The organism is Azospirillum sp. TSH58 (assembly GCF_003119115.1).
In the GTDB taxonomy this organism is placed as follows: domain Bacteria; phylum Pseudomonadota; class Alphaproteobacteria; order Azospirillales; family Azospirillaceae; genus Azospirillum.
On record NZ_CP022364.1, the window covers coordinates 2,031,823 to 2,044,802 of the forward strand.

Genomic DNA, 12,980 nt, shown 5'->3' on the forward strand with positions numbered 1-12,980 from the left:
CCGTGGACACGCACACTCCGTCGCCCAGCCTCTCGCCCGAGGCCCCGCCGTCCGCCACCATCGGGCTGGCGCCGCCCCGTCTCGACCTATCCGCCCTGCCGCCCCGCATCCTGCGCGAGCTGCGCGCCAGCCATGTCGGCGAGACCGTGGCGGTGTCCCTCTACGACGGCGTCGCCGGGGCCACGACCGACCCGGAGGTCCTGCGCTTCGCCGCGTCCCACCGCCGCGTCGAGCGGCGGCACCTGCGGCTGTTCGAGGCGGTCCTGCCGCCGGAGAGGCGCAGCGGGTTGATGGGCTTCTGGCGCTGGTCGGGCCGGGTGATGGGCGGGCTGCCGGCCTGGCTCGGCCCGCCCTGTTTCTACGCGGTGGTCGCCGGGGTGGAGGCGTGGGTGGATGGGCACTACGCCCGGCAGATCGCCCTGGCGCGGCGGCTCGCCCCCGATCCGGACCTGTTGAATTTGCTGGAGGCCTGCCGCCTCGACGAGAGCCTCCACGCCCGCGATGCCGCCCGGTTGGACCCGGCGCCGCCCTGGACCGCCCGCGCGCTGGCGCGGCTGGCGGTGTTGCTGTCCCGCGTGGGTGTGACGGCGGCGCGCTGGGTGTGACGGCGGTCTCTATGGGCGGTGGTCGGCGGATGGCGGTCAGCCCATGGCGCGCTTCGGGCGGACGGCCGGCCCGGCGGCTTCGGGCAGCGGACCGGCGATGCGGTCGAGCAGGGCGTCGAGGCCGCTGTGCCCGGCCTCATGGGCGGCGCGGGCGCGGGCGTGGGCCTGTTCGGAGGCGAGCGCCAGCGCGTCGCGGTCCTTGGCCCAGAGGCGCAGCGCCGGCAGCACCGCCTGGATGAAGTCCCGGTCCTGCGGGACGAGGCCGGGGCGGGGAATGTCGCTGCCGATGCAGCCGCGGTCATAGGCCAGCACCGGCACGCCCGCCGCCATCGCCTCGAACAGCACCAGCGGCTGCGCCTCGTTGCGGTAGCGGGTGGGAAAGACGAAGACGTCGATGTCGCGGTAGAAGGCCGCCTTGGCCTCGTCGTCCACCGGGCCGCGATACTCCACGTCGCCGTCGAAGGCCGCGAGCCCCGCCGCGACCAGCGCGTTGTCCATGCGCCCCAGACCCGGCCCGGCCAGCACCAGCTTGACGTCCACCCCCTCCGACCGCAGGGCGCGCAGCAGGGTGAACAGCGTGTCCAGCCCCTTGTCGGCGCACAGGTTGGACAGGTGGCCGATGCGCAGCGGGCCGGACTTGCCGTGGCGCGGGCGCGGCACCGGCGGGGTGAAGATGGCGTTGGAAACGCTCATCGCCGTCCGCGCCGCCGGGTAGAGCGCCTGGAACCGCGCCTGCATGGCGGGGCAGAGCAGCACATGCATGCAGTCCGTGCCGGCGAGGCGGGTCAGCAGGCTCATCCGCCAGGTCGGCTTGGAGATGGTGGCGAAGGAATGGTGGTGCAGCGTGCGCTCATAGCCGAACAGCCGCGCCGCGCCGGCCAGCGCCGCCGTGTAGAAGATGCCGAGCCCCGAATCGACGGGCATGTAGAAGCGCCGTCCGGGGATCGTCGCCCCGGCCGCCAGACGCAGGCCCGCCAGCAGCACGCGCATGGCCTTGGCGGCGTGGTAGCGCAGGCCGCCGCCATTCCAGCCCGGCGACAGGTCCGCGACCTCCACCGTGGCCTGCACCGGGCCGCGATCGCGCAGGCGGTCCAGCACCAGGGCGGTGACCCGGCTCATCCCGTCCATGGGCGGGGGAAGGCGGCCCGAGACGACGATGTGAGGGGTGTTGCGGCGGTCGGTCATCAGGCTTCGCTTTCACGGGTGCCCTTGCGGGCGCTTTCATCAGTGTTTTGGGCAGCGTCTTTGCGGGCTCCCAGGCTGTGCAGGGCCTTCTCCACGGCCTCCGCGAAAAAGCCGGCGTCGGCCAGCGCCTGGAAGGGCCGTCCGTTGAGGCTGAGGCGGCGCCATTCCGCCTCGTCGGACGCGACGGACAGCATGTGGCGGGCCAGCCCCTCGGGGTTGTCGGGCTCGACGATGTGGCCGTTCAACCCGCTGCGGATCAGCACGTCGCGGGCGCCGCACTGGTCGGACAGGATCGTCGGCACGCCCATGGCCAGCGCCTCGTTCACCACCAGCCCGAACTGCTCCTCCAGCGAGGGCAGCAGCAGGCACAGGGTGGAGCCCAGCGTCTCCGCGATCCCCTTCTCCTGAAGGAAGCCGCGGAAGAGGATGTGCCCCTCCAGCCCGCGCTTGGCGACCTCGGCCCGCAGATCGGCCTCCAGCGGGCCGGAGCCGCACAGGTGAAGGGGCCGCGCCGCCGCGCCGGCCAACCGGCGGTAGAGATCGTACGCCTCGACCGCGCGGAACAGGTTCTTCTTCGGCACGAAGCGGGCGATGATGGTGAAGTGCCGCTCGGCGAAGGGCACGCCGTCCGGGGCCGGGGTCATGCCGGACAGCCGGCGCACCCGCTCCAGCGACAGGGTGTCGTAGCCGATGAACAGCCTGTCCTTGGGCAACCCGAGGAAGCGGTAGTAGTCGACGGTGCGGTGGCTGCCCCCGATGGCCGCCTGATAGGGCTTGTAGAGCAGGGACTTCAGCGCCTCGCGCCAGAGGACGCGCGGCTTGTCGTCGAATTTGGAGGCGTTCATGTTGACGACGCGCCGGCCCATCAGCCGCATCGTCACCGCCAGCGCGAAGACGTCCGGCTCCTCGTAATGGCACAGGAAGACGTGGCTGGCCCCCGCCTTGCGGCATTCGCGCAGCAGGGCCCGGTAGACCTGGAAGGACGGGATGTCCGCCTTGGAGCGTCCGGGGAACAGCGTGACCTTGCGGAAATGCTGCCCTTCCCCGGTGGAGTCCCAGGCGTAGGTGTGGGACTTCGACCCGACCTCCAGGCCGACCACGTCGTAGAGATGGCCGAGCCGCCGCCCGACCGCCTCCAGCCGGTCCATGTGGTAGGGGCCGAACATCTCCCAGGAAAAGACCAGGGCGGGCTTCGTCATGCGGCGTCGTCTCCCAGCAGCAGCGTGGCGTAGCGCGCCAGGACGGCGCTGCGGCTGGCGTTGCCCTCCACCCAGGCGCGACCCCGGCGGCCCATGGCGGCGCTCCGGGCGGGGTCGTTCAGCAGTTCGGCCACGGCCTGCGCCATGGCCTCCGGCGCGTCGGGCGGGGTGCGCCGGAAGGCGTCGATCTCCGTCCCCAGCCGGTCGAGCGCCGAGCCCGGCAGGCAGGTGCAGACGAAGGGCCGCCCGGCGGCCAGGATGGTCACCGCCTTGCCCGGCATGGCGAAGGCCGCCCCCTCCGGACGCTGCGGCACCAGATGCACGTCGCCCTCCGCCAGCCCCTCGGCGAGCCGGTCGGAAGGGATCAGGGGAGCGAATTCCACGTTGGGCAGCGCCATGGCCTTGGCCTGGGCCTTCAACTCCTCCTCCAGCCCGCCCTGGCCGCGCATCAGCACGCGGGCGTCGGGGCGCAGCGCGTGGAGGTGGCGGGCCATCTCCAGCACCTGGTCCAGCCCCTGCTTGCGGGCGAAGGCGCCGCTGTAGAGCACGGTCGGCGGCTGGCCCTCGGGCCGGGGCAGGGGGCGGACGGCGTCGGCGTCGACATGGGGCGGGATCACCGTGATGGGCCGCCGCACGCCGAGGTCGCGCAGCACGTCGGCCATCGCCTCCGACAGGACGACGATGCCGTCGGCGCGGTTCAGCGCGGTGCGCTCCACCGCCTGGATGCCCTTCAGCGCGGCGCCGCCGCCCATGCCCAGCGCGCCGGCGAGGCCCGACTGGATGTCGTGCACGATGGCGATGTGCCGCCCGCCCGGCGCCCGGAAGCGGTCGGCGACGGCGACGCTGAAGATCGAGGGGCAGAGCGACAGCACCGCCTTGTGCGGCGCGACGCGACCGCGAACGCGCGCCGCCAGGAAGCCGGCGTGCAGCACCCCCTCGTGGATCAGCCGGGCCTTCATGCCGCCGCCCTTGGGCGGGATGGTGAGCAGCCGCTCGATGCGGACGCCGTTCACGGTGCGGCGATCCTCCGCCCCGTCGGCGTAGCCGTCGTAGATGGCGTGGCCCGGATAGTTGGGGCGCGCGGTCAGAACGGTCGTGTCCGTGCCCGCCGCGGCGAAGGCGGTGGCGAGGTCGGTCATCATCGGCGCGCTGCCGGCGGGCTCCGGCCAGTAGCTCATCGCCACCAGCAGGACCGATGGCGGCAGGATCGATGGCGGCTGGGCGGCCGGAGCCGCCGGTCCGGCGGAGACCGGCGCGCGCAGGGGTGTGGAGTCATCGGGCATGGGCGGTCACTCCGCGGCTTCGCCGGTCGTGGTGGCGGCGGGACGGGGAACCGGCGGGGCGGCGTTCTCCAGGAACCACGCGTAGGTGCGGCTCAGCCCCTCCTCCAGCCCGACCTTGGGCCGCCAGCCGGTGGCGAACAGGCGCGACACGTCCATCAGCTTGCGCGGGTGGCCGTCCGGCTTGCTCAGGTCCTGGGTCAGCGCCCCCTCGTAGCCGACCACCCCGCGGATCAGGCGGGCCAGATCGCCGATGGCGATGTCCTCGCCGGGGCCGACGTTGATGATGTCCTCGCCGTCGTAGGTCTCCATCAGGTGCAGGCAGGCGTCGGCCATGTCGTCCACATAGAGGAACTCCCGCCGCGGCGTCCCGGTGCCCCACAGGGTGACGCTGGGCGCCTGCTCCGTCTTCGCGTCGTGGAAGCGCCGGATCATGCCGGGGATGGCGTGGGAGCCCTCCGGGTCGAAATGGTCGCCGGGGCCGTAGAGGTTCGACGGCATGGCGCAGATGGCGTTGAAGCCGTACTGCCGCCGGTAGGCCTGGCACTGGGTGATGCCGGCGATCTTGGCGATGGCGTAGGGCTTGTTGGTCGGCTCCGGCGGGCCGGTCAGCAGCGCCTCCTCCTTCAGCGGCTGCTCCGCGAACTTCGGGTAGAGGCAGGAGGAGCCGAGGAACAGCAGCTTCCTCACCCCCGCCCGCCACGCCGCGTCGATGACGTTGGTCTGGATCAGCAGGTTGTCGCGGATGAAGTCGCCGCCGAAGCGCTCGTTGGCCAGGATGCCGCCGACCTTGGCCGCGGCCAGGATCACGTAATCGATCTTCTCCCGGTCGAAGAAGGCGCGCACCGCGGCCTGGTCGGTCAGGTCCAGCTCGTCGCGGCCGCGCAGCACGAGGTCGTCGTAGCCATCCTCCACCAGACGGCGGACGATGGCCGAGCCGACGAGGCCGCGGTGCCCCGCGACGAAGATGCGGCTGTTTCGCTCCATGGGTCTCGGTTTCCTTATTCGGCGGCGCTGGCGATCGGGGCGTCGCCGTCGCGGCTGCGGGCGGCGTACCAATCCACCACGCCGGGCAGACCGTCCTTCAGCGGGATGCGCGGCGCGTAGCCGAGCGCGGAGAGGCGGGCGATGTCGGGGCTGCGCCGCTGGGTGCCGCCGGGAGCGGGCGGCCCGATCTGGATGTCCGCCACCCGCCCCAGCACGGCGACGATCTGCCGGGCGAGTTCGGCGATGGAGATCTCCTCCGGGTTGCCGACATGGTAGATGCCGAGGTGCTCGCCGCGCTCGATCACCGTCATGATGCCGTCCACCGCGTCGTCGATGTGGACGAAGGCGCGGGTCTGGGTGCCGTCGCCCTGGATGGGGAAGGGGACGAGCGCATCCGGGCTGCGGTCGATGGCGTCCACGGCGCGGCGCACGAACTCCGGCACCACATGCTCCCAGCCCATGTCGGGGCCGTAGACGTTGTGCGGGCGGAAGATGGCGACGCGGTCGAAGCCGGTGCGGCCCCAGTTGACCGCCAGAAGCTCGGAGATCAGCTTCGACCCGCCGTAGCTGTAGCGCGGGTTCAGCACGTCCGGCACGACCAGCGGGATGTTCTCCGGCGTCGGCACCGTCGGCGGGGTCTGGTAGGCCTCGGAGGAGGAGGCGACGACCAGATCGCCCACCCCGTTCGCCCGGCAGGCGTCCAGCACGTTCAGCATGCCGCGCACGCCGACGTCCAGAACCACCTCCGGCTTCTCGTAGAAGTGCCTGGTGCCGTTGACGGCGGCCAGATGCAGCACGCCGTCGACGCCGCGCACCGCCTTGCCCACCGCCGCCGGGGCGCGGATGTCGCCGGACACGAATTCGACCGCCTCGGCGGCGTCGCCCAGCCGGCGCGGATGGCCGCGGGAGTTGTCGTCGAGCACGCGGACGCGGTGCCCGTCGCGCACCAGCCGGCGCACCAGGGCGGCGCCGATGAAGCCGCTGCCTCCGGTGACGAGGTAATGTTTCGGCATTGGTTTTTTTCCCTCAGGCAGCGGTGTCAAGCGACATGGGCGAAGCGGGCGGCGCCGTGGCTGCCCAGCGCCACGTAGGCCGTGCCCTCCGGCAGGTCCACCTCGCGGCTGTTGAAGTTGTTCCAGAAGTCGTAGATGACCCCCGGCCGGTCCATGCGGCGCGCCAGATCGGGCAGCGGCATGGAGGTGAAGACCGGGTGGTTGTTCAGGATGACGGCGAGGTTGGCGCCATCCACCGCCTCGGCCATGCTGTTGGCCGGCTCCAGCCCGAAGCCGCGGATGTCGTCCGCCGCCACCACCGCGTCGAAGCCGCGCCAGCGCGCCTTGGGGAAGCGGGTGCGCAGCTCCTCGAACAGCGGCTTGGCCATGGTGCCGCGCAGGTCGTCGGTCGCCGGGCGCCCCTTGAAGGCGAGGCCCATCAGGCTGATGGTCGGGTCCTGCGGGAACCCCTGCATGGAGCCGGTCAGCCGTTCCAGGAAGTGCGACACCTCGACCGGCTGGCTTTCGTTGATGCGGCGCCCGGCGGCGGTGATGTCCATCTCCACCCCGAATTCGCGGGCGGATTCGATCAGGATGTGCGGGTCCTTCTCCAGGCAGGGGCCGCCGACCGGGCCGGGCAGGGGGAGCTGCGTGCGCGGATAGCCCAGCTTGCCCGCCCGCGACACCTCCAGCGCCGACACCTCCATGGCGTTGCACAGCCGGGCGATCTCGTTGGCGAAGGCGAAGGTGACGTCGCGGTAGGTGTTGTCCACCAGCTTGATCATCTCCGCCGTCTCCAGCGTCGAGACCTTGACCGTCGTCGGGGTCAGCATGCCGAAGATCTGCGAGGCGCGGGCCGCCACCTCGACGCTTTCCGCGCCGATGATCTGGGGAAGCTGGTTCAGCTCGATCAGCGCCTGCCCCTCCAGCGTGCGCTCGGGGCAGAAGGCGATGTCGAAGCGCTTGCCGGTGCGGCGCAGGATCGGCGCCACCACCTCGCGGGTGGTCCCCAGCTTCACGGTGGAGCGCAGGATGACGAGGTCGCCGTCGTGGATGCGGTCGGCCACCTGACGGGTCGCCGCCTCGATCATGTCGGTGCGCACGCGGCCGTCGCGGTCCAGCGGGGTGCCGACGGTGATGATGAAGACGGTGCAGTCCCGGCACCCGTCCGTCGTGCGGCCGAAGGTGAAGCGCCCGCGCTCCATCACATGCCGCAGCTTCTCGGCGAGGCCCGGCTCATGGAAATGGGGGACGCCGTGGGCCAGCTTGTCCAGCACCTCGTCCCGGACCTCCACGCCGTGCACCTGGAATCCCGCGTCCGCCATGGCGACGGCCAGCGTCAGCCCGACATAGCCGAGACCGAGCACGCAGACGTTCCGGTCGGGAAAGGACTTTGGGAGCATAGTCTTTCGATCCTGCTTAGTGATTGGAGCATGCATCCAAAGGCGCCGCCATCCGCCACCCGCGCCATGCGCAATCCGAACGTCTTGCAACGCGGCATTGTTCCGGCCGTTCGGGGTGGCGTGAAATGGCTATGCCGTTGATCGGGCATTGTTTTTTTCGTGGTACCCCGGACCGGCGGCAAGGGTGCGTCCGGTCGGCATCCTTCGGGATTCGGGATGAGGCGGGCGCATCATGTCGCCGCCGCGATCAGCCGGCGCAGCCGCGACGGTCGGACCAGCCCGGTCAGCAGCGCCGCCAGCGCGTAGACCGTGACCAGCACGCTGCCGCCGATCAGCAGCGCGGGCAGGGGGTGCGCGGGGGCCATCAGCTCCGGCAGCGCGTGGGTCAGACCCAGGGTCGCCGCCATGGCGAGCGCGCCGCACAGCGCCGCCCGCGCGGCGATTCCGAGATAGAGCTGGCCGACCGCCCGCCGGTGCAGCCAGGCGAGTCCGGCCATGGCGGTCAGCTCGGCGACGATGGTGGCGGCGGCGGAGCCCTCGATCCCGTAGCGCGGGATCAGGATCAGGTTCAGCGCCGCGTTGGTCAGGCCGCCGATCAGGATGGCGGTCATGTAGCCGGTCTGCCGGTGCCAGACGAGCAGCGGGTTGCCCATCGTCAGGTTGATGTGGACGATGGCGACCGCGATCATCAGCAGCCGCAGCGTGTCGGCGGCCGGCGCGTAGGCCGGGCCGAAGACGGTGCCCAGGATGGCCGGCGCCAGGGTGAAGCCGCCCGCCGCGATCAGCGCGCCGATGGACAGGATGGTCGCGGCGTAGTCGCGCATCCGCGCCCGCATCGCCTCGCGGTCCCCGTAGGCGGCGGCGAGCTGCGGCATGAAGGCGCTGAGGATGATGTTCCCCGCGGTCAGCGACAGCACCAGCAGCTTGGTCACCGCGGCGTACCAGCCGACCTCCGTCTGCGGCGCCATGAAGCCGAGCATCACCAGATCGAGGTGGGAGAACAGCGCCCAGGCGAAGACGCTGACCGCCATGGGGGCGGAGGTCTTCAGGATCGCCCGCCACTTGGCGAGGTCCACCCGCGGCCGCGGCATGCGGAAGTCGCGGCTGAAGCGGGCCAGCATCAGGGCGGCGTTGAGGACGAAGGAAACGGCGGTGATCCCGGCGGCGATGGCCAGATCGTCCGGCCCGCGCACCAGCAGCAGAACGGCGACCATGTTGCCGAGCGACGTGCCGATCTCGCGCACCGCGATGACGCCCATCCGCTCCGTCGCCTGATAGACGAAGTCGAGCAGCAGCGCGTTGCCCAGCAGCTGCACCGCCTGGACCAGCAGCACCGCCTTGACCAGCGCCGATTTGTCGAGCTGGAGCACGAACAGGGCGTAGAGCCCGCCCACCAGCACGGCCAGCAGCATCCGCAGGGTCAGCACATGGTCCGCCAGATCGGTGGCCTTCTCCCGGTCGCGGGCGATCTCGCGCACCGCGTAGGTGGACAGGCCGAGATTCACGAACAGCGCCGCGTAGGCCAGCATGGAGGTGCCGAAGCCGAGCACGCCGAAGCCGTCCGGTCCGAGCGCGCGCGCGGTCCAGGCCGTGGTGATCAGCCCGCTCAGCAGCGTGGCGACGCGGGCCAGCCCCAGCGCGCGGATGTTCAGGAAAATGCGTCGTCCGGCGGTCATTTGGCGGCAGTCATTGGGTGTTTTCGGGTGTGGCGGCAAATGCGGGCGTCGGACCCCCACCCAACCCTCCCCCCGCTGTCGCAGGGGAGGGCTTTTTCTCCTCCCCCTGCGAAGCGGGGGGAGGTCGGGAGGGGGGCCCGACGCGACCGCTTCCTTCAAGCGCCGCCGTCAGTTCGCGTAGTAGCGGCGGTAGCCGTGGTAGCGCCCGCTGTCCGGGAACTCGTACTGGGCGTGGCGGCGGATATCGACCTGGGAGAACAGGACGCCGACGACCTCGCCGCCCGCCTCGACGATCTCCTTCAGCCCGGCCATGGCGGTCTCCCGCTTGGTCTTGCCCCAATGCACGATGAAGACCGTCTGGTCGGCCAGCGCCGCCAGCAGCTTGCCCTCCGACACCGCCAGAACCGGCGGGCTGTCCAGGATCACCCGGTCATACTCCAGCGCCAGCCGCGAGATGAGCTGGTGCATCCGGCTGGAGCCCAGCATGTCCTGGGGCAGGGCGGAGCCGCGGCCCGACGCGATGAAATGCAGGCCGGTGCGCGGGTCGGTCTGGATCACCTCGTTCGGCGCGCATTCGCCGGACAGCACCTCGTACAGGCCGTGCCGGTTCTCCAGCCCCAGCATCGGGTGCAGCCCCTTGCGGCGCATGTCGCAGTCCAGGATGATCGTCTTCTGGCCGGCGTTGGCGCAGATGCGCGCGAAGGCCGCGGCGATCGAACTCTTGCCCTCGCCGGGGACGGAGGAGCTGAACAGGATCACCCGCTGGTGGCCGTCCGGGTTGGCGAGCAGCAGGGTGGTGCGCAGGTTCTGCATCGCCTCCGCGAAGGCCGACATCGGCTTGTCGATGGCGTAGGCGGCGGGCGAGGTGCCGCGCCGCCGCCGCCCGATGGCCGGGACGATGCCCAGCGAGCGCACGCCGGTCGCCGATTCGAACTGGTGCGGGCTGCGGAAGCCGCGCTCCGACTGCTCGCGCAGCATCGCCAGCAGCACGCCCAGCGTGGCCGAGGCGACCAGGGCCAGCAGCACGATCATCTTCTTGTTGGGCTGCGACGGGTTCAGGGGGATCGCCGCCTCCGACACGATGCGGGCGTCGGGCTGCTGGATCTCGGTCTGGCCGGCGATCTCCTGGAAGCGGGTCAGCATCGCCTCGTACATGGTCTGCGAGGTCTCGGCGTCGCGCTCCAGCGTGCGCAGGGTCACGTTGGATTCCTGCTGCTGGTTGCGCTGGGCCTGGAGCTGGTCGAGGTTGGTCTTCAGGGCGGCCTCGCGCCCGCGCTCCACATCCACCTCGTTGCTCAGGTTCTGGACGATGCGGTTCACGTCGGCCCGGATCTGGCCTTGCAGGTCGCGCAGCTCGCTCTGCAGCGCGGTCAGCGTCGGGTGGCGGGCGCCGTACTTGTTGGCGGCCTCGGCGATCTTGCGCTGAAGCTCGACCTCCTGCTGGCGCAGCGCCTGGATCAGGGGGGAGCCGAGCACGTCGCCGATGGCCGACACGCCGCGCGGGCTCTGCGCCAGGGTGGACACCTCGCGCAGCTTGGACTCCGCCTCCTGCCGCTTGGTGCGGGCCAGGACGTAGCTGGTGTTCAGCTCGGCCAGCTGCTGGGCGATCAGGGTGGTTTCGCCGTTGGCGTTGGTCAGGCCGCTTTCGGCGCGGTACTTCTCCGCCGCCTCGCCGGTCGTCTTGGCCTCGCGGCGCAGCTCGGTGATGCGCTCCTCCAGCCAGGCCGTGGCGCGCTTGGCCGCCTTGAACTTCTCGTCGAGCTGGTCGACGAGGTACATCTCGCCGATGGTGTTGGCGATGAGGGAGGCCTTGCGCGGGTCCTCGCTGTCGAAATCCACGGCGATGACGTAGGACCGGCCCTGCGGCCGCACCGCCAGATTCTCGATGAAGCTGTTGACGACCGAGGTTCTTTCGTTGGCCGTCTTCTCCTCCGGGCTCAGCGCGATCTCGGGCCGGTCGCCGCGGGCGCTGTTCCACACGGAGTCGGGCACCCAGTTCTTCGGGTTCAGATAGTAGAACCAGTTGGTCTGCTCGGGCCGCAGCGCCGCGTTGAACTCCGGGTCGTTCATCAGGCCCAGCTTGTTCACCACCTTCTCCGCGAAGGCGGGGGATTTCAGGATCGCCACCTCGCTCTGCAGGGCGCCCAGCTCCGTCGAGAGGCCGGAGACGACCTCCTGGTAGTTCATCACCTGATTCTTGCGGTGCTCCACCATGATCAGGGTCTGGGCGGTGTAGAGCGGCGTCATGCGCAGGGCGACGAGACCCGCGATGCCCGTCCCCAGCACGATCACCGTCCCGATCAGCAGCTTGTGGCGCAGCAGCATGCCGGTGGTGCGGCGCACCGCGCTGGCCGCCGCGGTGGACAGGTCGAACGAGACTGGGGCCGAAGCCGGTGCCGCCTGCCGCCGCTGGGGTTGATCCTGAATGTCCTGGGTGGCCAAAGCGGGTTCCTCCTCGCATGCCGAACGGCACCCCGTTCGGGGCGTTACGGTTGCCTAGAACGCCATCGACCGTCCGGCCGTTTCATGCTGACCGGAGGGCATACGGTGGGGAAGACACGCTCTTTGGGTACCCTCCCCGGAGTCGCCATTGGGTGGAGGGGGCTGTGGGGAGGTCGTTGGGGTGGACCGGGGAAGCCCCTTCGCGGATAATGGTCATGGTCGTTCGAGGGGGGCCGGGCATGCCACCGCAACATGTTGAAAAGATTGACGGTGCCTGGATGGGCGCGTTTCCGGCGCTGTCCGCCCTGGAACCCGACGCGCAGGCCGTCCTGCGCGCGCAGGGCGCGCGGATGGCGGTGCCGCGCGGCACGGTGCTGTTCCGCATCGGCGGTCTCTGCCACAATTTTCTCATGCTGCTGGACGGAACGGTGCGGGTCCAGATGACCGCCGAGACCGGGCGGGAGATCGTCCTCTACCGCGTCGGGGCGGGTGAGACCTGCATCCTGACCACCGCCTGCCTGATGACGCGCGCCGACTACAGCGCCGAGGGGGTGGCCGAAACCGATCTGGACGCCATCGCGCTCGGGGCCGGGGCCTTCCACGAGCTGCTGGCCCGCTCCGCGGTGTTCCGCGACTTCGTCTTCGCCTCCTTCGGCACGCGCCTGCTCGGCATGATGATGCTGGTGGAGGAGGTGGCCTTCGGGCGCATCGACCTGCGGCTGGCCCGCTTCCTGGTGGACCACCGCGACGCCCGCGGCGGGCTGGACACCACCCACCAGACGCTCGCCGTCGAGCTGGGCACGGCGCGCGAGGTGGTCAGCCGCCAGTTGAAGGAGTTCGAGCGGCGCGGCTTCGTGGAGCTGGCGCGCGGCCGCGTCGGGGTGCGCGATCCCGACGCGCTGCTGGCGCTGGAGCGCACGGACGGCGTGTGACGGAGTCACAGACCGGCGGTCGGAAAGGGGCTTGGATGGGCGCACCAACCGCCCAACCCAAATCCCAAGGTGCTTCCATGCCCGTCAACGTCGGCACCATCGACCGCGCGCTGCGCGCCATCGTCGGCCTCGTCCTGATCGCCCTCGTCTTCGTCGGCCCGCAGACCCCCTGGGGCTGGATCGGCCTCGTCCCGCTGCTGACCGCGGTGGCCGGCTTCTGCCCGGCCTACACCCTGTTCGGCGTGAGGAGCTGCTCCGTCAAGAAGTGAGAGGGCGGGG

General features: G+C 71.0%; 11 protein-coding genes. 3 read left to right on the forward strand and 8 right to left on the reverse strand.

Translation table 11 applies throughout. The features are described from left to right. Positions 1 to 2: 2 nt before the first annotated feature. Positions 3 to 605 (forward strand): demethoxyubiquinone hydroxylase family protein, encoded by a 603-nt coding sequence (locus tag TSH58p_RS13110; protein WP_109070727.1) that lies wholly within the window; start codon positions 3 to 5, stop codon positions 603 to 605. A 36-nt stretch (positions 606 to 641) separates the two neighbouring features. Here the strand turns inward: TSH58p_RS13110 and TSH58p_RS13115 are convergent, their stop codons facing one another. The 8 genes from TSH58p_RS13115 to TSH58p_RS13150 all read right to left on the reverse strand — a co-directional run bounded on the left by TSH58p_RS13115 (position 642) and on the right by TSH58p_RS13150 (position 11,769). Continuing rightward, positions 642 to 1,790, reverse strand: coding sequence for a glycosyltransferase family 4 protein (locus TSH58p_RS13115; RefSeq protein WP_199230151.1), 1,149 nt, complete (start codon positions 1,788 to 1,790; stop codon positions 642 to 644). Next, the gene (locus TSH58p_RS13120) at positions 1,790 to 2,989 is read right to left on the reverse strand and encodes a glycosyltransferase (protein ID WP_109070728.1); all 1,200 of its coding nucleotides are present in this window, start codon (positions 2,987 to 2,989) and stop codon (positions 1,790 to 1,792) included. The genes TSH58p_RS13115 and TSH58p_RS13120 overlap by 1 nt, the downstream gene beginning before the upstream one ends. Continuing rightward, on the reverse strand, positions 2,986 to 4,272 hold the full coding sequence (locus TSH58p_RS13125) for a glycosyltransferase family 4 protein (protein ID WP_109070729.1): 1,287 nt from the start codon (positions 4,270 to 4,272) through the stop codon (positions 2,986 to 2,988). The genes TSH58p_RS13120 and TSH58p_RS13125 overlap by 4 nt, the downstream gene beginning before the upstream one ends. 6 nt (positions 4,273 to 4,278) lie before the next feature. Next, a complete protein-coding gene (locus TSH58p_RS13130; RefSeq protein WP_109070730.1) occupies positions 4,279 to 5,256 on the reverse strand; it encodes a GDP-L-fucose synthase in 978 nt (325 codons plus the stop codon). Positions 5,257 to 5,270: 14 nt separating this feature from the next. Then, positions 5,271 to 6,269 carry an NAD(P)-dependent oxidoreductase gene (locus TSH58p_RS13135; protein WP_109070731.1) on the reverse strand — a complete coding sequence of 333 codons (999 nt, stop codon included), beginning with the start codon at positions 6,267 to 6,269 and terminating at the stop codon, positions 5,271 to 5,273. A 26-nt stretch (positions 6,270 to 6,295) separates the two neighbouring features. Further along, positions 6,296 to 7,651, reverse strand: coding sequence for a nucleotide sugar dehydrogenase (locus tag TSH58p_RS13140; RefSeq protein ID WP_109070732.1), 1,356 nt, complete (start codon positions 7,649 to 7,651; stop codon positions 6,296 to 6,298). A 230-nt stretch (positions 7,652 to 7,881) separates the two neighbouring features. After that, positions 7,882 to 9,327, reverse strand: a complete 1,446-nt coding sequence (locus TSH58p_RS13145) for a flippase (RefSeq protein WP_109070733.1) — start codon at positions 9,325 to 9,327, stop codon at positions 7,882 to 7,884. A gap of 168 nt (positions 9,328 to 9,495) precedes the next feature. Further along, entirely contained in the window at positions 9,496 to 11,769 is a 2,274-nt protein-coding gene (locus tag TSH58p_RS13150; RefSeq protein WP_109070734.1) for a GNVR domain-containing protein, read from the reverse strand. Positions 11,770 to 12,047: 278 nt separating this feature from the next. Here TSH58p_RS13150 and TSH58p_RS13155 point away from each other — a divergent pair, with 278 nt between their 5' ends. Together TSH58p_RS13155 and TSH58p_RS13160 are read left to right on the forward strand one after the other, a co-directional pair. Continuing rightward, a complete protein-coding gene (locus TSH58p_RS13155; RefSeq protein WP_247874098.1) occupies positions 12,048 to 12,701 on the forward strand; it encodes a Crp/Fnr family transcriptional regulator in 654 nt (217 codons plus the stop codon). 77 nt (positions 12,702 to 12,778) lie between these two features. Continuing rightward, positions 12,779 to 12,970, forward strand: a complete 192-nt coding sequence (locus TSH58p_RS13160; protein ID WP_109070736.1) for a DUF2892 domain-containing protein — start codon at positions 12,779 to 12,781, stop codon at positions 12,968 to 12,970. Positions 12,971 to 12,980 lie beyond the last annotated feature (10 nt).

What these genes read in the sequence shown, in the direction of transcription:
- TSH58p_RS13115 (WP_199230151.1), bottom strand. Translation starts at nt 1,790, where the DNA reads ATGACCGACCGCCGCAACACCCCTCACATCGTCGTCTCGGGCCGCCTT.
- TSH58p_RS13120 (WP_109070728.1), bottom strand. Translation starts at nt 2,989, where the DNA reads ATGACGAAGCCCGCCCTGGTCTTTTCCTGGGAGATGTTCGGCCCCTAC.
- TSH58p_RS13125 (WP_109070729.1), bottom strand. Translation starts at nt 4,272, where the DNA reads ATGCCCGATGACTCCACACCCCTGCGCGCGCCGGTCTCCGCCGGACCG.
- TSH58p_RS13130 (WP_109070730.1), bottom strand. Translation starts at nt 5,256, where the DNA reads ATGGAGCGAAACAGCCGCATCTTCGTCGCGGGGCACCGCGGCCTCGTC.
- TSH58p_RS13135 (WP_109070731.1), bottom strand. Translation starts at nt 6,269, where the DNA reads ATGCCGAAACATTACCTCGTCACCGGAGGCAGCGGCTTCATCGGCGCC.
- TSH58p_RS13140 (WP_109070732.1), bottom strand. Translation starts at nt 7,651, where the DNA reads ATGCTCCCAAAGTCCTTTCCCGACCGGAACGTCTGCGTGCTCGGTCTC.
- TSH58p_RS13145 (WP_109070733.1), bottom strand. Translation starts at nt 9,327, where the DNA reads ATGACCGCCGGACGACGCATTTTCCTGAACATCCGCGCGCTGGGGCTG.
- TSH58p_RS13155 (WP_247874098.1), top strand. Translation starts at nt 12,048, where the DNA reads ATGGGCGCGTTTCCGGCGCTGTCCGCCCTGGAACCCGACGCGCAGGCC.
- TSH58p_RS13160 (WP_109070736.1), top strand. Translation starts at nt 12,779, where the DNA reads ATGCCCGTCAACGTCGGCACCATCGACCGCGCGCTGCGCGCCATCGTC.